Consider the following 22470-nt stretch of genomic DNA (forward strand, 5'->3'; position numbering starts at 1 on the left):
GACACGGTTGGTAACCTGTGGGAAAATGACTATGAACGTTATATGGAACTATGTTCATTATAATGAACAACATGATTCGAAGCTATCAGCTGAAGTCTCTGCGAAAGCAAGTTTTACTTGGATGAGAAGGATGTTTACCGATTTTCAAGCGAGGTGAAAGAATGCCTGAAACGGTCAAGCTAACAACCGAGAAAATGAAGCATGATTTGGTCGGAATGGTTGGTTCGGATAACGTTGCGGTCGGCAGCGTAGAGAGGGAGCGTCAATATCAGCTTCAGGCTCCTTTGGTTGTGTTTCCTGACGAAGAGCGTAAGGTCGAACAAATTCTGGGCTGGGCCAGTGAAAACCATGTTCAGATCGCACCTCAGGGCGGGGGGACGAAGGATGCATATGGACATCCGGATGATGGAGCGGATGTGATCCTGTCGCTCAGAAACATGTCCGGCGTCACTCAACATTCCGTCGGGGATCTCACCGTTACCGTACTGCCGGGAACAACCTTGAGCGAGCTCCAGCAAGCGTTAGGCAAGGAAGGGCAGTTCCTGCCGCTTGATCCGGCATGGGGGGAGCAATCGACCCTTGGCGGGATCATCTCAGCCAACGCATCGGGGCCCAAAAGAGCGATGTATGGCTCAGCGAGAGATTATTTAATCGCTTCCCGTATTTGTTATCCGGACGGCACGCTGATTCGTACAGGTGCCAAGGTTGTCAAAAATGTGGCAGGTTACGATATGAACAAGCTTTTGATCGGTTCCATGGGTACACTGGGAGTATTTACCGAGCTTACTTTTAAAATCCGGCCCATCCCCGTTTACGCCGGGGCTTTGGCCATTCACAGCACAGACTTGCTTAAGCTTCGCAGGCTGCAGGAAATGCTGCTCGATTCGCAGCTTGAGCCTTCCGCAGTCGAATGGGTGAATAGTCGTCTTGGATCGCGTTTATTCGGGGTAGCCGTTAAAGGTCCTTTGCTGCTCATATCGTTCGAGGATGTGGAACGGTCGGTACAATTTCAGTTGAACTGGCTGTTGAACGCTTGTGACAGCTTAGGCGTTACGGTGCGGGAGCAGATCTCGGGATATGAAGAAACCCAGGTCGTGCTTTCCGGGCTGCGAGAGCATCTTCCGAATTCGAATGACATTCCGGACGACAAGCTTGTCGTTAGCGTCAAGCTGCTCTCCATGCTTGCAGAGGTACCGGCCGTCTACGAGGTAGCACAGAATGCAGCTGATGAAAGAGGGCTGCCGCTCGATTTCCATGGAGGCTTATATACGGGCATCAGCAGAGCTACGGTTCAAGCAGACTTTGGGCAGCAGCGGGAAGTGCTCGAATGGCTGCACACAGTCGAGTCGTTCCTTGGCGTGCTGAACGGACGTTCGGTGATCGAAGTCGCACCCCGCAATATCAAGATGAAGCTGAACGTATGGGGCGCAGAAGCGGAAGATTGGAAGTTGATGAGAGGCATCAAACATAAAATCGATCCCAAGCGCATCTTGAATCCGGGTCGGTTTGTAGGAGGGATTTGAGATGTCGCAACAAGGCGTTAAAAAAAAGCAAGCGGCTCCCCCGGCATGCGACGATGTTTCGTTAACCCGTTCCAATTATTTATGGGAGGATGCCCCCGATCCGGATAAATTCTCGCAATGCGTGCATTGCGGGATGTGTCTGGAGGCGTGCCCGACTTACCAGGAAACCGCGCTGGAACCGCATTCTCCACGGGGACGGGTGTATCTGATCAAATCCGTTGCAGAAGGAAAAATGCAGCTTAACGAGTTTTTCAAGCATCCGGTGTCCACTTGTCTGGATTGCCGGGCATGTGAAACCGCTTGTCCTTCTAATGTCCAAGTGGGTGCGCTGATCGAAGAAGCGAGAGGACAGCTGTACAAGGCAGATCCCCCAAAAGGCTTGTCGGGGCTGCTTCACAAGCTGTTTTTGCATGGGCTGTTCCCGTATCCGTCAAGAATGCAGATGCTGGGCACGCTGCTGAAGCTGTACCAAAAGTCCGGACTCGCTTATGCAGCGGATAAGCTTGGATTCATGCGGCTCCTTCCTCCCCATTTGCGCGAGATGGAAAAGGCGCTGCCGAAGCTTTCGAGCCCTCCGGTGCTGCGTTCCCACCCGGAAACGCTGCCTGCCATCGGTGTCAAGCGGGCGAAGGTGGCGGTGCTTACGGGCTGCGTCATGGATGTCGTGTTCAGCGACGTTAACGAGGCGACGATCCGGGTTCTCCGCCGCAACGGCTGCGAGGTATGGATCCCGAAAGCGCAGAAATGCTGCGGCGCTCTGCACGTTCATGCAGGAGATCGGGATCAAGCGAAGCAATTGGCTCGCCATAATATCGATGTATTTTTATCCGATGACATTGACGCCATTATTATTAATGCGGCGGGCTGCGGTTCAACGCTGAAGGAATACGATGAATTGTTCAAGCATGATGAACGCTACCGCGATAAGGCGCATTTGTTCAGCGAAAAAATCATGGATGTATCACAGTTTCTCGACCGGCTCGGTCTGATCGCCCCCAAAGGGAAGCTCGACATGACGGTCACCTATCATGACGCATGCCATCTTGCACACGCACAAGGTATACGGACGGAGCCGCGCCGGCTGCTTGCGGCCATCCCCGGTTTACGCATCGTCGATCTGCCCGACGCCGACCGCTGCTGCGGCAGTGCAGGCATCTATAACCTGACGCATCCCGAAATGGCGGGGCAGCTTCTGGACCGCAAGATGAACGACATCCCCGGCGGATGCGATGCGGTGGCTATGGGCAATCCCGGATGTATGATGCAGTTTCAGGTAGGCGTCGTGCGCCATGACCGGACGGAGCAAATCGTCCATACGATTCAGCTGCTCGATTGGGCATACCGAAACGAGGAGGCGCATCGCTCATGAATAACGCTAAGAATACGGCGAGAAACGGGTTCGTGAGTCTCGAGCAGCGTGAACAATTCATCCGGGCTATGGAGCAAATGATTGGGCCTGCTGCCGTCCTGCACAGGTATGAAGATTTGGTAGCGTACGAATGTGATGGATATACGATTGAAAAATCACTTCCCGCGGCCGTCGTTTTCCCGAAGTCGACGGAGGAGGTTTCCCGGGTAGTCAAATATTTGTATGAACGGCGAATTCCTTTTTTGCCTCGAGGGGCGGGAACAGGCCTTAGCGGCGGGGCTATCGCGCTAGGCGGGGAAGTGATCGTCAGCCTGGTGCGCATGAATAAATTGCTTAGCATCGACTACATGAACCGCAGGGCGGTCGTTCAGCCGGGTTATGTCAATCTGAAGCTGTCCAATTCGATTTCGTCGAAGGGTTACTATTACGCGCCAGATCCTTCCAGTCAGGCAACCTGTACGATCGGGGGAAACGTCGGGGAAAACGCCGGCGGAGCACACTGTCTCAAATACGGTGTAACTACCAACCATGTATTGGGACTCGAGCTCGTACTGCCGAACGGAGACATCGTGAAAACCGGAGGGATGCCGGACAGTCCGGGGTATGATTTGCTTGGCATTCTTACCGGTTCGGAAGGCACGATGGGCATCGTAACGGAAATTACGGTCAGAATTTTGAAAAGGCCACAGGGCGTCAAGACGGTGCTCGCCTTATACGACGACGTCAATGATGCAAGCAGGGCCGTCTCGGAAATCATTGCTGCAGGCATCGTTCCGGCTGCCCTGGAAATGATGGATAAGATCGCCATTGAAGGCGTTGAATCGGGCAATTATCCGGTGGGATACCCTAAGGATTTAAGTGCAGTGCTTATTGTTGAAGTTGACGGCATCGAGGAAGGGCTGCAGGATCAGATTGATCACATCATTGCTGTGTGCCAAAGAAACCGGGTGCGGGAGGTGCGCCAGGCCGCCGATGCACAGGAAAGAGCGCGGTGGTGGGCTAACCGGAAAACCGCATTTGGCGCGATGGGCACCATTTCTCCTGATTATCTGGTTCAGGATGGAGTGATTCCGCGCAGCAAGCTTCCCGAAGTTCTGGCGAAGGTTGGCGAGATCAGCGCGAAATACGGGCTGCGCATCGCTAACGTGTTTCATGCCGGCGACGGCAATCTTCATCCGCTCATTTTATTTGATTCCAGGGTGCCCGGAGAGACGGAGCGAGCGGTAGCCGCAGGCTCCGAGGTGCTGAAGGCTTGTGCGGACGTAGGCGGATCCATTACCGGCGAGCATGGGGTGGGAATTGAGAAGCTGGAGGATATGCGTTTTATTTTCAATGAGCAAGAAATTCAGGCTCAAACCGATATCCGCGACGTATTCAACCCTCTCGGCTTATGCAACCCGGACAAAGTATTTCCGAAACCTGCCCGTTGTGTTGAAGTTAAGAAATTTATCGCTTCCTCCAAGGAATAGCGTGTAATCCCTGTTCTTTGACAATGAAACCTCTCACACATTGACTGGCTTGAGAAATGCATGTTAGGATGGGGTGATACGGGGTTATAATAGATAAAAACAGGATGGCACGGATGAAAGAAGGAAACGCGATGGAACAAAAATATGCTGTACCTGCACTCGATCGGGCGCATGCCGTATTGAAGCTGCTTGCCGAGGAGCCCTTTAAATGGAAATTATCCGATATATCGAAGCATCTGCGCATCAGTAAAAGCACGCTGTACTCTCTGCTTTCCACGATGGAACGCCTGCAGTGGATACAGAAAGACCGGAACGAGACTTATGCGGTCGGGAGCTCGCTCGGGGATTTCGGCGGCGCTTACTTTAGGCAGTACGATCTGATTGAAGAATTTAAACGAGCCGCGGGTCCGGTCATGCAGACACTTCAGGAATCTGTTCAGCTGGCCCGTTTGGACGGAAATGCGGTTTTATATCTCGCCAAAATGGAAGCGCCCTCTCCGGTTCAGATGGTGTCAGGCCCCGGCGTTCGTTTCCCGGCTCATGCAACCGGTCTTGGAAAGTCGCTGATGATGGAGATAGATGCCGAACAGATTGTGCGAATATTCCCCGAAGAGACGCTGCCCCAAGTAACGGAACACACAATTGGCTCGCGTGAGGTGTTTATGCAGGAGCTGGAGAAGGCACGGCACCATGGTTATTCCATGGACTTGCAAGAGGGTGTCATGGGCTTTTGCTGCGTCGCAGCACCGATTCGCCACAGGGGAGAAGTGGTTGCAGCCGTCAGCTGCTCCATGCCGATCCATCATTGGGAAGCGAAGAAAGAAAATGCCGTAAAAGAGATTTGTGCTTTGGCCCAAAGATTATCAACGACTAAATGAGGCGCTTCAATTCCGATTTCCGTATCTGCCGACGGAGAGGGATTTTTTGCCCAACAAATTGCCTATTCCCATTGACGTTTAAAGAAACCTATGGGAATATTATTTTAAGCAATATTACGAACAGTGTTCAATATAATGAACGAAAGGTTGATGAAAGGTGAAGTTTACCCGATTCACGGTTGCCGGAGTAGCAGAAATTCTGAGCGGCATTATCGAAGGAAACACGGTAAAAGAGTTTACCGGAGATTTATTTGGTGCCTATACATTAACCGGAAGAACGTTTCCGCTAAGTGATGTCCGATTCCATGCACCTCTTGTTCCAAGACATATCATAGGCATCGGCAAAAACTTTGCAGCGGAGGGGGCCGAGAAACCGCCCGTTCCCGAGATGCCGATCTTATTCTTCAAGCCGCTCGGTACGGTCGTCGGTCCGGAGGAACCGGTATTACTGCCTCGCGGGACGGTAGAGATCCGATTCGAAGCGGAGCTTGCTGTCATTATCGGCAAACCCGCGAGAGATTTGGAGCCTGCGGAGGTCGACGGGGTCATTTTCGGATATACGGTAGCGAACGACTTGGGTGCCTTTCAATACTTCCACCCCGAAGGGCATTGGACGATCGGCAAAGCATTCGATACGTTCTGTCCTCTCGGTCCGGTGCTTGAGACGGAATTCGATTACCGGACCGCCCGCATTCAAGCGGCTGTCAATGGGATAGGGAAGCAGGATAGCCTGATGGAGCGCATCATTACACCGATCGACGTCATGATTTCATACATTAGTCGTTTTATGACCCTTATGCCTGGAGACGTCATTTTGACGGGAACCCCTGCGGGATCGGAAGCGGTTCGCGACGGTGACGTGGTCGATTGTTATATCGAAGGGATCGGACACCTTCGAAATCATGTGAAAGCTCAATAATTATATACCAGGAGGAGTGTACCGATGGAACCGTATATCAAAGTTGGCCATTTGCAGGTTGCATCCGAGCTTTACCGGTTTATCAGCTCGGAAGCACTGCCTGGGAGCCGGGTGGATGAAGGGCATTTCTGGTCTGAGCTTGAACGGCTGATTTCCGACTTGGTGCCTAAGAATAAGGCTTTGTTAGCCAAGCGGGATGAGCTTCAGCATCGGATCAACGAATGGCACCGGAACAACGGAGAGAACTATGATTTTAATGAATATAAATCGTTCTTGCTGGAAATTGGGTATTTGCTGCCGGAAGCGGAAGACGCTCTGATTACGACGCAAAATGTGGATGACGAAATAGCGCATCAAGCCGGCCCGCAGCTCGTCGTGCCGGTGAATAATGCCCGATACGCGCTTAACGCAGCGAATGCCCGCTGGGGAAGCCTATACGATGCTCTGTACGGAACCGATGCCACAGATGATGGGGGCGGGGCTCATATAACGGCTGCTTACAATCCGATTCGCGGCGAAAAGGTGATATCGTACGCCAGAAGCTTTTTGGACCGGGTGGTGCCGCTAACGCAAGGATCCCATGCAGACGCCGTAGCCTATTCGATCGAGGAGGGGAAAGTGTCCGTTTCGCTGAGCAGCGGGGAAAGAGCCGGACTGAAGGAGCCTTCCAAGCTTGCCGGTTATCAAGGAGCACCGGAGGCTCCAAACGCCGTATTGTTTATCAACAACGGGTTACATTTTGAAGTTCAAATCGATCGCAATCATCCTATTGGCAAAACGGATCAAGCCGGTGTGAAGGATGTACTGATGGAAGCGGCGCTTACCACGATCATGGACTGCGAAGATTCCGTAGCGGCGGTAGATGCCGAAGATAAAGTACAGGTTTACCGCAATTGGCTGGGACTCATGAAAGGAACCTTATCTGCGACCTTCACGAAAGGCAATCAACCGGTAACCCGAACACTGCATCCGGATCGCAGGTATACGTCACCTTCCGGGAAGGAGTTCACCCTGCACGGTCGTTCGCTGTTATTTGTACGCAATGTAGGACATCTAATGACTATCGATGCGGTTTTGGATCCAAGCGGGCAGGAGATTCCCGAAGGGATACTGGATGCGGTGATGACCAGTCTTATCGCCAAACACGATCTATTGAAAAACAGCGCCTTCACCAATTCATCCAAGGGTTCCATCTATATTGTGAAACCGAAAATGCATGGACCGGAGGAGGTTGCTTTTGCGAATGAACTGTTTGGCCGGGTGGAAGACATGCTAGGCTTGGAGCGTAATGCGATCAAAATCGGGGTCATGGACGAAGAACGCCGCACTTCTTTGAATTTGAAGGCTTGTATTCGGGAAGTAAAGGATCGCCTCGTATTTATCAATACCGGTTTCCTGGATCGAACCGGGGATGAGATTCACACTTCGATGGAAGCAGGTCCCATGGTTCGCAAGAACAGCATGAAATCGTCGAAGTGGCTGCAGGGCTACGAGCAATCCAACGTGAGCATCGGGCTGGCCTGCGGCTTGCAAGGACGCGCTCAGATCGGAAAGGGTATGTGGGCGATGCCCGATCTTATGAAGGAAATGCTGAAGGTGAAGATCGCTCAGCTTGAAGCAGGCTGCAATACGGCATGGGTGCCTTCGCCCACAGCAGCTACTTTGCACGCGCTTCATTATCATCAAATCGATGTGAAGTCGGTGCAAAATCATTTAAAGCTTAACGGCCGGGACTTTCGGGACGATATTTTGGACATCCCGGTAGACAAGGGTCGAAGCTGGAGTCCGGAAGAAATTGCCCAAGAGCTGGACAATAATGCCCAAGGCATTCTGGGTTATGTCGTCCGCTGGGTAGAGCAGGGAATTGGATGCTCGAAGGTGCCTGATATTAATAATGTAGGATTGATGGAGGATCGGGCCACCCTGCGCATCTCCAGTCAGCATATGGCGAACTGGCTGCATCATGGAGTTTGTACGAGAGAACAAGTTCTGGAAACGATGAGGCGCATGGCCAAAGTGGTCGATGAACAGAACTCCGGCGATCCTGCTTACCGGCCCATGGCGGAAGATTACGATCGTTCTATCGCGTTTCAGGCGGCGTGTGAGCTGGTATTCGAAGGATACAATCAACCGAACGGTTACACGGAGCCTATACTTCACCGTAGACGCAAGCAATTTAAAGCCATGGTAAAAGTGTAAACTGCATTAAAGGAGAAGGCATGTTGTCTCAGCAGCATGCTTTTTCCTTTATTTATCGTATGGCCTACATACAGCAACGTCTTGACATAATGGAGGACTCGTAATGCGTGGATTTGCCATTCTATTAATCTTTTATTTAGTTGGAATTGTGATTCAAGAAGGGTTGGATATTCCGCTCCCCTCGAGCGTGATCGGGCTGGTCTTATTTACTTTGTTTTTATTTATGGGTTTCATCAAGCTGAAGTGGGTGGAAAGAACCGCTTCGTTATTAAACCGGCATATGCTGTTGTTTTTTGCCCCCATCATCGCGGGGACGCTATCTATTCTGCCATTCATCCGCGAGCATGCAGCTGCGATTCTCGTCACTTTTGCCGTAAGTTGGCTCGCTGTATTGCTTTCGACGGGATGGACAGTGAAGGCGCTAACCGGCAGAGATAAAGAAAACGCGAATACGAACATTGCCGCACCTTGGCCCTTGGCAAGGAGGAAACGTTCGTGAGTCTGCATCCGTATGCGCAAAGCCCGATATTCGGCATTTCTCTGACCGTACTGGCATACGTCGTTTCATTGGGTGTACAACGATATATCAGATGGCTTCACCCGCTGTTTGTCTGCTCCGGTTTAATCATTTTGGTGCTTTATGCAGGCGGAGTTCCCTATTCGGATTATAAAATCGGAGGAAGCTTGATTGAGTTTTTTCTCGGACCGGCAACCATAGCCATGGGAGTTCCACTTTACAAAAATGCTCAAAAAATAAAAGAAAAAATAACTCCTGTTATTGCGGGGATTTTTGCCGGTTCCGTTATGGGGATAGTTAGCAGTATAGCTTTAGTGCACTTACTTGGCGGTACTCGAGAAATCATGTTAACCATGATGCCTAAATCTGTAACTACACCTATCTCCGTTGAAATTATTCGTGCCATGGGGGGGAACCCGGAATTAGGTTCCGTTCTCACCGTATTAACCGGATTGCTTGGCAGCATGATCGGCCCGGAGGTGCTTAGGAGGTTCGGTATGAGGGATGATTTTTTCATCGGTACTGCGGTGGGGACGTCATCTCATGGGATTGGGACGGGCCGATTAATTCGCGAATCCGATTTGCTTGGCAGCATAAGCGGATTTTCCATGTGTCTGGCGGGGATGATTACTTCGGTACTGGTAATACCGATCTATCGGTTATTTCCATAGGTAATGGAAAAAGGGGAGAGGCCGTTCTCTCCCCTAACGATATGTCTGTTCCTCTTAACAAGTCTCCATTAGTCAGCTAGCTGTTCCTCACGGCGGTCCGTAGCGAGTGGCGGCTCCACGGAAAGGGCAGAGATTTCCTTTCTCCACTCATCTGTCATGTCCAGTTCAAGCGCTGCAAGAGAAGGCTCCAATTGCTCTAAGCTTCTTGCCCCAATGATCGGAGCGGTTACACCCGGGTGGGACATCGTCCACGCAATAGCTAGTGTTGCGGGGTGAACTTCTTTCTCGGCGGCATAAGCGGTAAAACGGTCGGCAACCTCAAAGTTGAGAGTATCCCCATATCTTACCGAGTACATCTTTTGCTCGACTAAGCGTCCCTTTTCCGGTTTGCGTCCAACTCCGTACTTCCCGGAGAGCAGTCCGCCTCCCAGCGGGCTGTATGTAATAACGCCGATTTGCTCGGCCCTTGCCATGGGCAAAAGCTCAACCTCCGCCTGACGTTTGACCAGATTGTACATCGGCTGAATGCACTCGAAGCGAGCCAGCCCTTCCTTGTCGGAAATGCCGTTCGCCTTGGCGATTTGCCAAGCGGCCCAATTGCTGACGGCCGGGTATAAAATCTTGCCTTGTGCCTGCAAATCGTCAAGTGCGCGCAGCGTTTCTTCGATTGCAGTTTTGGAATCAAAATGATGAACGAAATAAAAGTCAATTCGATCCGTGTTGAGCCGCTTTAAGCTTCGCTCTACGGAGAGCATAATATGTCTGCGAGACAAGCCCCGGTCGTTGATCCCTGGTCCGTTAGGCATACAGACCTTGGAGGTGATGACCAGCTCATCGCGGCAGCCGGCCATGCAGCGACCTAGAATCTCTTCGGCCAACCCGCCGTTGTAAACATCGGCACAATCAAAAAAGTTGATGCCGGCCTCTCTACAACGGTCAAACATCGCCTTTGAAGTAGCCTCGTCTGCGTTTCCGCCAAAAGACATCGTTCCGAAGCATAGCGGCGAAACCTGAATCCCCGTTTTTCCAACAGTGCGATAATTCATGAATGTCCTCCGTCTATAGTAAGATGATTTGGGTCCTGCATACCTACGATCATCATACCACTTACAGGTATAGAAACATATACGTTCCAACAAGAATAAGAAAGAAACTGCCAAGAATTGACCCTATCAAACCTTCTGTTACTATGGTAAGCTAACTTACTGGTCTTGTTCCATAAGGAGGTTTGTATGAACAACATAAGCTATCTTTTCCGATCCATACGAGGAAAAATATTGCTCTCCTTTTTTATCTTCATCATTATTCCCATAACAACGATTCTATACAATTTCTATATGTCTTCCGGTGATGTAGTTTCGATTGAGCTGCAACGCACCACTCAGGACGCTCTTCATCAGGCAGCACAAAGCATGGACGATGTAACGGAACGCGTATTGAAGGCATCCAACCTTATTATCAATGACCCCGAATTTGTCGAATTTCTCGAATCGGATGAGGATTGGCAGACAAGCTATCAGGCATTGCGCCGATTCAACAGCATCCAGCAGAAGCTCACGAACGTCCGTGATATTCTGCTAGGCAGTGAAGCGGTCATTGTCGTCTTGGATGACCGTGGATTTGTCCACTCAACCGCATCCGGCCCCAATGAGCAAAGCAAGCAAGCGCAGCTGTTGAATTCGATCCGGGGCGAAGGCTGGTTCTCATCAACGAAGGAGCAGAAGGGCTGGCCGTTCTGGCAGTATCCTTACAATGGAACGATTCGGCAGCTCGCCGGTGGCAGCGAGCCTTACTTTGCGTTAAGCCGGTGGATTGGAAGCAGCCAAAGCGAGGGCTCGGATCTGTTGTTCATAGGGATTCCCGCCGCCAGCTTTCTGGGCGGCAAGGAAGGTCTTTCAACCAATGGGGTGAGCAGCTTCCTGCTGACGGACAACGAAGGACACCTGCTTGGAGGAAGCTCCCCTCTGCCCCCGGAGGAGACGGAGCTTTTGCTACATGAATACAAAGCGGAAGAGAAAGGGGCCCAGGTCAGGGATTACGTGGTGAACAGTGAGCCGATTCCCCGCCTGGGCTGGAACGTAATCCAGCTTGTTCCGCAAAAGCAGCTCTGGGTCGAATTGAGCGGACTTCGCAATAAGTCCATTCTGTGGTTGTTTGGGTGGTTCTTACTGTTTACGGTTGTTTTTATATATTTCATGATTCGGTTTACCCATCCGCTTCACCATTTGGCCCGGTCGATGAACCGCCTTGGCGAGGGTGATTTTCATTCCTATGTCAACGTACAGGGCGAGGACGAGATTGCTGTACTGGGCAAAAATTACAACCGAATGCTGGGGCGTTTGCAGCAGCTGATCTCCCATCTGTCGGAAGAGCAGCGGCGGCGGGAGGAGGCCCGATTTCAGGCGCTTCAAGCCCAAATCAATCCGCATTTTTTATTCAACACCTTAAACTCCATCAAATGGATGGCCATGCTATCCGGGGCGCAGCATGTCAGCCAAATGATCACGAAGCTCGGAAAGCTGCTGCAATATACGATGAAGGTGGAGCGTGAGGTCGTTTCCTTGGATAGTGAACTGACTCATTTGGAAGTATATCTGGATCTGCAAAAAATCCGCTTCCACGACAACGTTGATATTCGTTGGTCTGTTCCTCCGGAGCTGAGGTCCTGCGCGATCCTCAAATTCGCACTTCAGCCTATCGTTGAAAATTCCATCATTCATGGGCAGCGAACTCCACTGCTCATCGAGATTAGCGCGGCGGCAACGGAGGAAACGCTAACCGTCACCGTGTCCGATAATGGCGCAGGTATTTCTGAAGACAAGCTGCGTGAGCTGCGTGCCGACCTGAAGCAGGACCACGCCAGATACAGCGGAATCGGCATCCATAACGTAAATGAGCGAATCAAGATGCACTATGGGTCCGACTACGGGATTGAGATGAACAGCAATACCGAGGAAGGGACCGTCGTTACGCTGAAGCTCCCCCGGCTGGAATCGTGCGAACCGGAGCCGGCCTCATTCCCAGCTGTTGAAGAAGGAGGTCGCCCAAATGATCCGAGTCCTGATAGTTGATGACGAAATTTTAGTTAGAATCGGTTTAAAGACGATCATCCCATGGAAAGAGAACGGCTTCGTGCTGATCGGCGAGGCGGCCAGTGGGGTGGAAGCGTTGAGCATACTCCGGGAACAGCCGGTGGATATTGTGCTAACGGACATCCGAATGCCCGGATGCGACGGTTTGCAGTTGATCGAGGAGATCCGAACGATAACTCCGCATACCAAATGCCTTATTTTGTCCAACCATAATGATTTCGAATATGTCCAAAAGGCGCTTCGGCTAGGGGCGGTTGACTACATCTTAAAGCTGACGATGGAGCCTTCCGAGCTGATCGATAAGCTGAACTCCGTCAAGAAGACGATCGAGCTGGAGACGGAAAAGACGCTTGAGGAATCCCGCCTAAAAGTGAAGATGAACCAATACGGCAGGGAAGCTAAGGAGAAACGGCTGCGGGAGCTCCTGGTGAAGCAGAAGGGCTCCGGCCATGAGGTCAGAGAAGTAATGCAGGAGTTCGGCATGCGCGCTTACCATGCGCCGATTTATGTCGTCAACCTGAGGATTGACCGGTATCCTGTCGTCCTAGAGGACAACGATTTAAAGAGCGAGCACTTGCTTAGCTACGCCGTAGCCAATATCTTGACTGAAATTTTCAAAAAATATGCCGATGGGGAGCTGCTTGAGATCGGCAACGGGAAATTTTCCATGATTACCGACCGATTCCAGGAAGCCATGCTGGCGGAAATGCAGGATGCCGTCACCACGTTTCTCCAGCTCTCCGTTAGTATCGGAGTTTCCGCTCCGTTCGGCGATATTGCCGAGCTGCATCCGGCTTTCGAGCAGGCGGACGCGGCTTTGGGGCATCGCTTCTACGAAGGCGCCGGATCGCTCGTTTTCTTCAATGAACTCCGGTACGTTGAGCCGGGAAGCCTGCCGAAGCCGTGGACGGACGAGCAATGGGAGAAGCTTCTCGAAATTCGGGACGAGGAAGCCCTCCTGCCATTGCTCGAGAAGTGGTACCATTCGATTCTGGAGGGCCCAAGGCACCGGCCGGAATACGAACGGGAGCTGTGGGTCCATTGGGTACATATCATGGATGGCTTCGCCCGCAGGCTGGGCGGAGATCTGTACTCCGTCCCGCTGTATAACGAAATGTATCCTTATCATGCTGTTCGAAGCCTGGAGACGCTGGAGGACATGTATCTTTGGTGCAAGGGCTGGCTTTCCGTTTATTTGGAATATATCAGGCTGCTCTCCACTCAGCAGCATCGACCCGAAATTCAAGCGGTGCTGGATATCATTAAGAAGCAGTACAACCAGCATTTGAAGGTATCGGAATTGGCCAGAGCCGTCGGCTTTACGGAAAATTATTTGAGCGTCTTGTTCAAGAAGGAAACGGGTGAAACGATCGTCGACTTGATTACCCGAATCCGCATGGAGAAAGCAAGGGAGCTACTGAAGGACCAAACCTACAAAATCTATGAAATTTCAGAGATGGTCGGTTACGGCGATTCCAATTATTTCAGCAAGCAGTTCAAGAAAATGGAAGGGGTGTACCCCTTGGAGTTCCGCAAGCTTTACTTGGGGAAGTGATTCGGAGAATCCCCCTGTTTTCTGCAAGAATAGACCATGTTCCGCTTGGGCCTGCTTTGCTACGCTATGAATTGTAAAATTCATTATCCATTACTACTCGCAAAGGGGTAAGTGACATGAAAAAGTGGTATAAAGGAACGTTTGCCGTTACGCTGGCAGCGGCGCTTGCCGTTACCGGCTGCTCTGCCGGCTCCGGCAGCTCCGATAAGAACTCGGCTGCAGGACAAGCGGACAAGAAGGCTGTGAAATTAAAGCTGTGGGGTGCAGTTCCCGAGGAGAACGGTCCGAAGACCGTGGTGGACAAATGGAATAGCGCGAACCCGGACATCCAAGTGGAGTATGTTCGGTATGTGAATGACGATTCGGGCAACACCAAGCTGGACACGGCGCTCATGACGCAAAGCGACGCTCCCGACATGTTCTTCAGCTATGGGGAAAACAATCTGTACCGCCGCCAAAATGCCGGCATGACGGAGCCGCTCGACGAGCTGATCAAGAAGGAAAGCTTTGACGTAGACGCGATCATCGGTAATGACAATTTGATTAAATACAAGGATCAAATTCATTATCTTCCGGCTTACAAGAATATCGATTTCGTTGTGCTGAACAAGAAAGCTCTTGATGAAGCAGGCGAGAAGGTACCGACGGACTGGACTTGGGACGACTTCGCCGGCCTGGCGATGAAGCTGAACAAGGGCGACCGCAAGGGAGCGTTCGTAACCCCTGGCGCCGACCTGCTGATCGGCAAATTCACGCTGGTGTCCAGCCAGCCGAAGGATGCCTTCTATACGGCGGACGGCTTGTCCAACTTCAACAATCCGGCCATGAAGAAGGGGCTGGAGATTCAAAAATCTTTGTATGACCAGGGCGCAATGGTCAGCTGGGGCGAGGGGCTTGCCAACAAGCTGGATCCGGCCAACGAATTACTCACCGGCAAAGCTTCCATGGTATACGGAGGCGCTTGGATGATGAGAAGCCTGAAGGACACTGCGAAGTGGCCACGCGACTTCGCCGTTGCTTTCGCACCGGCTCCACAGTACCAGAAGGGCACGAATGTGAACAACGGCGGTATGAACGACTTCATGTCCATCAACAAGAACAGTGCTCATAAGGATGCAGCCTTCAAATTTATTTCCTGGTATTTGAAGGAAGGCAATATGGATATGATCGCAGGAGGCAGAATTCCGACGAATAAGAAAGCGGACTTCAATCAAGTAACCCAATTGATTGTAGGCGATTCGAAGAACGTGATCGATCAGGAGTCCTTAGCCAACGTTCTGAAGGGCAATTATACGTTTGCGGTTCGTGAGAAAGCCGTTGCCTTCCCGCAAATTACCAACATTACAAAGGAAGAAGCGGAAAAATATTTCATGGGCGTGCAGCCGATCGACAAAACGCTGGAATCCATGAAGAAGCGTGCCGATCAAGCGATCCAGGCGGAAAAGAAGTAATTGATACAGCGGCAAGAGCAAGAGCAAGGAGCCCAAGAGGTTCCTTGCTTTTTTTTGTCCCGATAGGAGTAAGAACATCTAAGAATAAAACGGAAAGCGGCAAGTTCCGTCCATTCCCGACCGCGCGTATTTTCCTTACTATAGGCTTATTGATAGAAGGGAGTGGGTTACACCGTGAATAACGGAAAGCGGAGGCATCTCAATAGAGATAATGTAGCGGGATATTTGTTTATTTTGCCCAATTTCTTAGGGGTCGTTGTTTTCATCCTGTTTCCGCTCTTGATCAGTCTTTTTATGGTGTTCATGGACTGGGATTACCTGAGGGGTATCGATGGGATCGAGTGGGTGTGGTTTGATAATTTCAAAACGCTGATTCATGACGAATATTTCTGGATCTCGCTGAAAAACAATGCGATTTTTACCGGCGTGACCGTTCCGGCGGCTATGCTGATCGGTCTGATCATCGCCGTTGTGCTCAATTCGTTCGTTTATTTTAAAAATGTGCTGCGCGTTTTATTTTTTCTTCCTTATGTCAGCAGTATTGTAGCCATTTCCATTGTGTGGAGCGTCCTGTATAACCCTACCCAAGGGCCGATCAACCAATTTCTTAAAGGTCTCGGTGTCGAGCAGCTGCCAGGTTGGCTGTCCAGCCAGCACTGGGCGTTGACGGCCATAATGATTATGGTGATCTGGACCTATACCGGCTACACGCTGGTTCTTTATATGGCGGGCATTCAAGGGATCTCCAAGGATTTATATGAAGCGGCCGATATCGACGGGGCCTCGAAGCTGAGACAGTTTTTCAGTATTACCGTTCCTATGTTAAAGCCTACCAGCTTCCTGATCGCCGTAACGCTGGTCATCTCCACCTTTCAGGTGTTTGCTGCCGTATCCGTCATGACGAAGGGCGGACCGCTCAATTCCACCATGGTGCTGTCCTATTACATTTACATTCAAGCGTTCCAATACTATAAGGTCGGTTACGCGGCAGCCGTTTCCTGGGTACTCTTCCTGATTATCTTCCTGGTGACGATCGTGCAGTGGAAGGGCCAGAAGAAATGGCAAGATCAGTTCTAAACAGGGGGGAAACCGTAATGACAACGATACAAAAAAAGGCGCTCAAATGGCTCCTTACGATCGTCTTCGCAGGCCTCGGGATCGTCATGATTCTGCCGTTTCTGTGGATGACCTCGTCTTCCTTCAAGCTTCAATCGGAAATGTTTAAGGCGCCGATCGAATGGATTCCGAGCACCTTCCATTTCGACAGCTACAAAGAGGTTTGGACAGGGAAATATCCGTTTATGCAATACTACTGGAATTCGATCAAAATTACGGCATTGACCGTTCTTGGGACGCTGGTGACCAGCTCGATGGCGGGCTTCGCTTTTGCGAAGCTGAATTTTCGAGGGAAAGAAGCGTTGTTTCTTCTCTACCTGTCGACCATGATCATTCCGTCGCAGATTTTGCTGGTCCCCCGGTTTATTTTGTTCGATAAGCTGCATTTGGTGAACAGTCACTGGGCTATTATCTTACCGGGCATGTTCTCCGTACTCGGGACCTTTATTATGCGCCAGTTTTTCAGCACCCTGCCGAATGAGCTGTTGGAAGCGGCTAAGGTGGACGGCGCCGGCGTATTTCGAACCTACATGCAAATTTGCCTGCCGCTGACCAAGCCGGCGCTCGTATCTCTGCTGATTCTCAGCTTCACCTGGCACTGGAATGAATATGAAAGCCCGCTTATTTTCCTGCGGACCAATTCGCTATATACCATCCCGTTGGCGTTAACCAACTATGTGGATGAGAATACAACCAATTACACTGCCATCATGGCGGCGTCCGTTTCGGCGCTTCTGCCGCTCATCCTTCTTGTTGCGTTCTTCCAGCGCTGGTTTGTGGAAGGGATCGCCAGCTCCGGCGTGAAGGGGTAAATCTTACAATCGAAGGGCAGGAATTAGCCATGTATAAAATAATGGAAGCAGATGTCGTCGTAGCGGGAGGCGGACCGGCGGGGATTAACGCTGCCTTGGCCGCAGGACGGCAAGGGGCAAAGACGGTGCTCGTCGAGCGTTACGGATTTCTCGGGGGCATGTCTACCATTGCACTCGTATATCCATGGATGACGTTCCATACGATGCAGGGCAAGCAGGTCATAGCCGGCTACGCACAAGAGATTGTGGAACGACTGATGGCCAAGAATGCGTCTCCGGGGCACGTGCGGGATACGTGCGGCTTTGTACAGACTATCACTCCTTATCATCCGGAGGCGTATAAGCTCGTTGCTCTTGAAATGCTACGGGAGGCGGGCGTGAAGGTCATCGCCCACAGCTTCCTCGATGAAGCGGTAGTGGAGGGGGACCGCATTCAGGCAGTACGACTGGCGACGAAGTCAGGACGTATCGAGCTGAGGGCCAAAACGTTCGTTGATACGACGGGGGATGCGGACCTGGCTTATTTTGCGGGAGCACCGATTCTAAAGGGCAGAGAGGAAGACGGCAAAACCCAGCCGATGACGATGAAATTCCGGATGAAAGGCGTAGACCTTCAAGCGGTGAAGCAGTACATGATTGAGCACCCGGAAGAGTTTTATCGTAAAACGCCGGTAGAGGAGCTGGCCGACCTTCGGCTTACGGCGGTTCAGGGCTTCTATAAGCATTGGAAGGAAGCCAATCTGCCGATTAATCGCGATCAAGTGTTGTTCTTTACCGGGCCGGATGAGGACGAGGTCGTTGTCAACATGGTACGTGTTCAGGGGCTCGACGGTACGGATGTGGAGGAGTTGACTGAGGCGGAGGAGCTGGGAAGAAAGCAAGTGGTCATGATTTCCGAATTTATGAAAAAAAGCTTGCCGGGCTTCGCCCATGCTTCCGTCACTCAAGTCGGCACGCAGATCGGCGTGCGGGAAACGAGAAGGATCGACGGCCAATACGCGTTATCCATGGATGACGTTGTGACCGGACGACGTTTCGAGGACGTCATTGCCAGAAGCGGATACCCGATCGATATCCATGACCCGTCCGGGAAAAACGTAACGGCAGCTTGGATCGACGGCGATGGAGCTTACGATATCCCGTACCGCTGCCTGCTGCCGAAGAAGATCGATAACCTGCTCGTCGGCGGTCGATGCATCTCTACCTCGCATGAGGCGCTGGCAACGACCCGCCTGACGCCGAGCTGTATGGCTACGGGGCAGGCGGCGGGAACCGCGGCGGCTATGGCGGCTGCCGCAGGGACGTCCCCACAGTCGATCGATGTGAAGCGGCTGCAGGAAGTGTTGAAGCAAAACGGAGCGATTCTGGCATAAATCAACCTGTAACTTGAGGAGAGGACGGACAACCATGCGAACAGGTCATATCATCTATCCGGTGGAGCCTTGGACGGTAACGGAGAACGAGTTCGATACGGAGACGAATCAGCGGGACGAAACGGTGTTTACGGTAGGCAACGGGTATATCGGGATGAGGGGGAATCTGGAGGAAGGCTACGAGGGACCGCAAGGGACCTCCCTTCACGGAACGTATTTGAACGGCTTTTACGATTCATCCCTAATCTCTTATCCGAAGGCCCGTCATCACGCCCACCCTATGTATCACCAAACGATGCTTAATGTGACGGACGGCAAAATCATTGAGCTTTCCGTGGACGGGGAAACGTTCAGCCTGTTCCGCGGGAAAACAACGGAGTATCAGCGGCGGCTGGATCTGCGCAAAGGTACGGTGACCCGTTCCCAGGTATGGGAGACGAAGTCGGGTAAGAAGGTCCGCATTCGGATCGAGCGCTTCGCCTCCTTCACGAACAAGCACTTGGCCTTGGTTCGTTATGAGGTGACGCCGCTGAACTTCTCCGGCGAGCTTCTGCTTGTCTCGGCGATCAATGGACTCGTCGCCAACCAAGCATCGGGAGGAGATCCGCGTGCCGGCTCGGCTTTCACGGGGCAGGTGCTGCATACCAAGGAAACGTACGAGCACAATACGTTCGGTGCTATCCTTCAAGAGACGACGATGACGGGGTTCGCTTTGGTCTGCGGCATCGAACACAGTTTGAACCATCCTTACGAGCTGGAGACGAAGCTGGAGGGTCAGCGGTTGGAGAAGAGGTTCCATGTGGCCGCAGCGGAAAACAGTACGGTTGTTTTGGACAAATTTATTACGTATTACTCGTCGAAGGATTATCCGAAAGCGGAGCTACTGCAGAGGGCGACAGAGGAGCTGGAGGAGGCCAAATCGGACGGGTTTGAGCAAAAAGCGGACTTGCATCAAACCTACTTGGAAGGATACTGGAAAACAACTGACGTGCAGGTGGAGGGAGACGATGCCCTTCAGCAGGCGCTGCGGTTTAATGCCTTCCATCTGCTTCAGTCGGTCGGCCGGGACGGCAGAACGAATATCGGTGCCAAAGGGATTACCGGCGAAGGCTATGACGGGCATTATTTTTGGGATACGGAAACGTATATTCTTCCCTTCTTCCTTTACACGTGTCCGGATATAGCGAAGCAGCTGCTGCGCTACCGTCACCACATTTTGCCGAAGGCAAAGGCGCGTGCTGCGGAAATGTCACAGGCGGGTGCCTTGTATGCTTGGCGGACCATTGACGGGGAAGAAACCTCCGCTTATCCGGCGGCGAGCACAGCTCAGTACCATATTAACGCGGACATCTGTTATGCACTGAAAACCTACGTGGAGGCGACCGGCGACAAGGAATTTTTGTACCGGGAAGGTGCTGAGATGCTGTTTGAAACGTCACGCTTCTTCGAGGATGCGGGAGCCTGGATCGAAGGCAGGGGATTTTGCATTACCGGTGTCACTGGTCCTGACGAGTACACAACGGTGATTGATAACAATACTTATACCAATGTGATGGTGAAGGACCAGCTGGAATATGCGGTCAAGGTGGCGGCGGAGCTTCAGGCAGAGCGTCCGGAGCGTTGGGCGGAGCTGAAAGCTGCTATGGGGCTGAGCCAGGAAGAAGTGGCCGCTTGGGCCAAGGCAGCCGAGCATATGTACATCCATCGGCAGAACGGCCTGATCGGACAGGACGATTCGTTCCTGAACAAGCCGGTTTGGGATTTCGCCAATACTCCGAAGGACAAGTACCCGCTGATGATGCATTACCACGCCTTGGTGATCAACCGGCATCAGGTATTGAAGCAGGCGGACTTGGTCATGGCGATGTATACGCAGGGGAACCGGTTCACCTCATGGGAGAAGCAACGAAACTACAATTATTACGAGCCGCTGACAACGCACGATTCTTCCTTATCCAGCTGCATTCACGGGATTGTCGGAGCCGAGCTGGGGTATATGGACAAGGCCTATGACTACTTCATGCATACGGCTAGGGTCGATCTGGATGACTATCACCGGAATGTGAAGGACGGTATCCATACGGCATCCATGGCCGGCGGCTGGCTGATGATCGCGAGCGGCTTTGCCGGAATGAGGCAAGTCAACGGGAAACTGTATTTCCGCCCGGACATTCCAGCCGGCTGGCCGGGCTATACGTTCCCGCTAATGTATCGCGGCAGCGTGCTCTCCATACGCGTAACGAAGGAGCATACCATCTATCGGCTTGTGGAAGGCGAGCCCGTTACCATATACCACCTTGGTTCTCCAGTCCAGGTTAGCGGAGAAATAATGCTGCCGAATCGGAAGCTGGAAGCCGTCATTTTTGATCTGGACGGCGTTCTGACGGACACGGCTGAGTTCCACTATGAAGCTTGGCTGGAGCTTGCGAGAGAGCTGGACATCCCGTTTGACCGGGAGTATAACGAGAACCTCAAGGGAGTGGACCGCCGGAAGTCGCTGGAGCTTATTCTGCAAAGAGGGACCCGTACCTACTCGGAAGCGGAGAAAGAGCAGTTCATGGCGAGGAAAAATGAACGGTACCAGGAGCTGATTCGCAGCATCCGTCCCGAGCATATATTGCCGGGGATCAGCGAGCTGCTGAGTGACCTGAGATCCCGCGGCATCCATACGGCGGTTGCTTCCGCCAGCCGAAACGCGCCGTTTATACTGGATTCGCTTGGTATCGCCGGGCACTTTGACTACATCGTCGATGCCGGGGCGCTGGAGCGGGGCAAGCCGGATCCGGAAATCTTCCTGAAGGCGGCAGACGCACTTGGGGTCGTGCCGAAAAATTGCATCGGCATCGAAGACGCTTATTCCGGCTTGGAAGCCGTGCGGGACGCCAATATGGTATCGATCGGCGTGGGTGACCGAGAGACACTAAACATTGCGGATAGAGTGGTCGCCTCTACGGCGCTTCTCGATTGGAGCTTGTTGACGGAGGCTTTTGCCGCGGAAAAATAATAAAGAAGGAGCTGCTTATCATCGCAGCTCCTTTTTGCCGTCATATGCGGGGCAACGGATGCAATGCTGCGATAGAAGTCAATTTCATAATTAGAAAGCGCTTGTGGAATAAGGTTATTTGGCATGCAAAAGCAGGAGTACTTCCCTCCATTCTCAAAGTTAAGGCTACCAAACCATTACACGAGAAAGGAGTACTCCCGTGTATGGTATTCAACAAGAAGTTTGCCGAATTGTTTAAGCTTCGAGCGGCCTATTGAGCTCCCTGTAACGTTAAGAAATCACCTTATTGCACCAAATATGTGTTTATCTTCCATAGTAAAATGAAAAAATCGCGTTACAATGCGTCTGGTTCTTATCACGGCCCGGTAATGCTCCCTGTAACGTTAAGAAATCACCTTATTGTGACAAATCTGTGTTTATCTTCCGTTGTAAGACGAATAAATCGCGTTACAGGGTGTCTGGTGCTTATATCGGGCCGATAATGCTCCTTGTAGCGATAGTGAAATCATCTTAATGGGCAGA

16 protein-coding genes are annotated in these 22470 nt (G+C 51.8%); 15 read left to right on the top strand and 1 reads right to left on the bottom strand.

Features of this window, described 5'->3' with window-relative positions; translation table 11 throughout:
• Positions 1-161 precede the first annotated feature (161 nt).
• The 8 genes from RAC89_RS29475 (at position 162) to RAC89_RS29510 (ending at position 9545) form a co-directional block, all read left to right on the top strand.
• Complete coding sequence (locus RAC89_RS29475; RefSeq protein ID WP_306617235.1) at positions 162-1523, top strand: FAD-binding oxidoreductase; 1362 nt, start codon at positions 162-164, stop codon at positions 1521-1523.
• A 1-nt stretch (position 1524) separates the two neighbouring features.
• Positions 1525-2892: a (Fe-S)-binding protein gene (locus RAC89_RS29480; protein WP_306617236.1), complete on the top strand. Its 1368-nt coding sequence runs from the start codon at positions 1525-1527 to the stop codon at positions 2890-2892.
• Between the two features lie 68 nt (positions 2893-2960).
• On the top strand, positions 2961-4361 hold the full coding sequence (locus tag RAC89_RS29485) for an FAD-linked oxidase C-terminal domain-containing protein (RefSeq protein ID WP_306617853.1): 1401 nt from the start codon (positions 2961-2963) through the stop codon (positions 4359-4361).
• Between the two features lie 104 nt (positions 4362-4465).
• Positions 4466-5239, top strand: coding sequence for an IclR family transcriptional regulator (locus RAC89_RS29490; RefSeq protein ID WP_306617237.1), 774 nt, complete (start codon positions 4466-4468; stop codon positions 5237-5239).
• A 157-nt stretch (positions 5240-5396) separates the two neighbouring features.
• Positions 5397-6158: a fumarylacetoacetate hydrolase family protein gene (locus tag RAC89_RS29495; RefSeq protein ID WP_306617238.1), complete on the top strand. Its 762-nt coding sequence runs from the start codon at positions 5397-5399 to the stop codon at positions 6156-6158.
• 24 nt (positions 6159-6182) lie between these two features.
• On the top strand, positions 6183-8357 hold the full coding sequence (locus RAC89_RS29500) for a malate synthase G (protein WP_306617239.1): 2175 nt from the start codon (positions 6183-6185) through the stop codon (positions 8355-8357).
• Between the two features lie 103 nt (positions 8358-8460).
• Positions 8461-8856 carry a CidA/LrgA family protein gene (locus tag RAC89_RS29505; protein ID WP_306617240.1) on the top strand — a complete coding sequence of 132 codons (396 nt, stop codon included), beginning with the start codon at positions 8461-8463 and terminating at the stop codon, positions 8854-8856.
• Entirely contained in the window at positions 8853-9545 is a 693-nt protein-coding gene (locus RAC89_RS29510) for an LrgB family protein (RefSeq protein ID WP_306617241.1), read from the top strand. The genes RAC89_RS29505 and RAC89_RS29510 overlap by 4 nt, the downstream gene beginning before the upstream one ends.
• A gap of 68 nt (positions 9546-9613) precedes the next feature.
• Here RAC89_RS29510 and RAC89_RS29515 read toward each other — a convergent pair whose 3' ends face one another.
• The gene (locus RAC89_RS29515) at positions 9614-10591 is read right to left on the bottom strand and encodes an aldo/keto reductase (protein ID WP_306617242.1); all 978 of its coding nucleotides are present in this window, start codon (positions 10589-10591) and stop codon (positions 9614-9616) included.
• A 186-nt stretch (positions 10592-10777) separates the two neighbouring features.
• Here RAC89_RS29515 and RAC89_RS29520 point away from each other — a divergent pair, with 186 nt between their 5' ends.
• The 7 genes from RAC89_RS29520 to pgmB all read left to right on the top strand — a co-directional run bounded on the left by RAC89_RS29520 (position 10778) and on the right by pgmB (position 21948).
• The gene (locus RAC89_RS29520; RefSeq protein WP_306617243.1) at positions 10778-12616 is read left to right on the top strand and encodes a cache domain-containing sensor histidine kinase; all 1839 of its coding nucleotides are present in this window, start codon (positions 10778-10780) and stop codon (positions 12614-12616) included.
• The gene (locus RAC89_RS29525; RefSeq protein WP_306617244.1) at positions 12594-14192 is read left to right on the top strand and encodes a response regulator; all 1599 of its coding nucleotides are present in this window, start codon (positions 12594-12596) and stop codon (positions 14190-14192) included. The genes RAC89_RS29520 and RAC89_RS29525 overlap by 23 nt, the downstream gene beginning before the upstream one ends.
• Positions 14193-14308: 116 nt before the next feature.
• Positions 14309-15643, top strand: a complete 1335-nt coding sequence (locus tag RAC89_RS29530) for an extracellular solute-binding protein (RefSeq protein ID WP_306617245.1) — start codon at positions 14309-14311, stop codon at positions 15641-15643.
• 174 nt (positions 15644-15817) lie between these two features.
• Positions 15818-16720, top strand: coding sequence for a carbohydrate ABC transporter permease (locus RAC89_RS29535; RefSeq protein WP_306617246.1), 903 nt, complete (start codon positions 15818-15820; stop codon positions 16718-16720).
• Between the two features lie 17 nt (positions 16721-16737).
• Positions 16738-17571: a carbohydrate ABC transporter permease gene (locus RAC89_RS29540; RefSeq protein ID WP_306617247.1), complete on the top strand. Its 834-nt coding sequence runs from the start codon at positions 16738-16740 to the stop codon at positions 17569-17571.
• A 29-nt stretch (positions 17572-17600) separates the two neighbouring features.
• On the top strand, positions 17601-18944 hold the full coding sequence (locus RAC89_RS29545) for an FAD-dependent oxidoreductase (protein ID WP_306617248.1): 1344 nt from the start codon (positions 17601-17603) through the stop codon (positions 18942-18944).
• 34 nt (positions 18945-18978) lie between these two features.
• Complete coding sequence (pgmB, locus tag RAC89_RS29550) at positions 18979-21948, top strand: beta-phosphoglucomutase (RefSeq protein WP_306617249.1); 2970 nt, start codon at positions 18979-18981, stop codon at positions 21946-21948.
• The last annotated feature ends 522 nt before the right edge of the window (positions 21949-22470 follow it).

It is taken from the genome of Paenibacillus sp. GD4, from assembly GCF_030846225.1.
In the GTDB taxonomy this organism is placed as follows: Bacteria; Bacillota; Bacilli; order Paenibacillales; family NBRC-103111; genus Paenibacillus_G; species Paenibacillus_G silviterrae.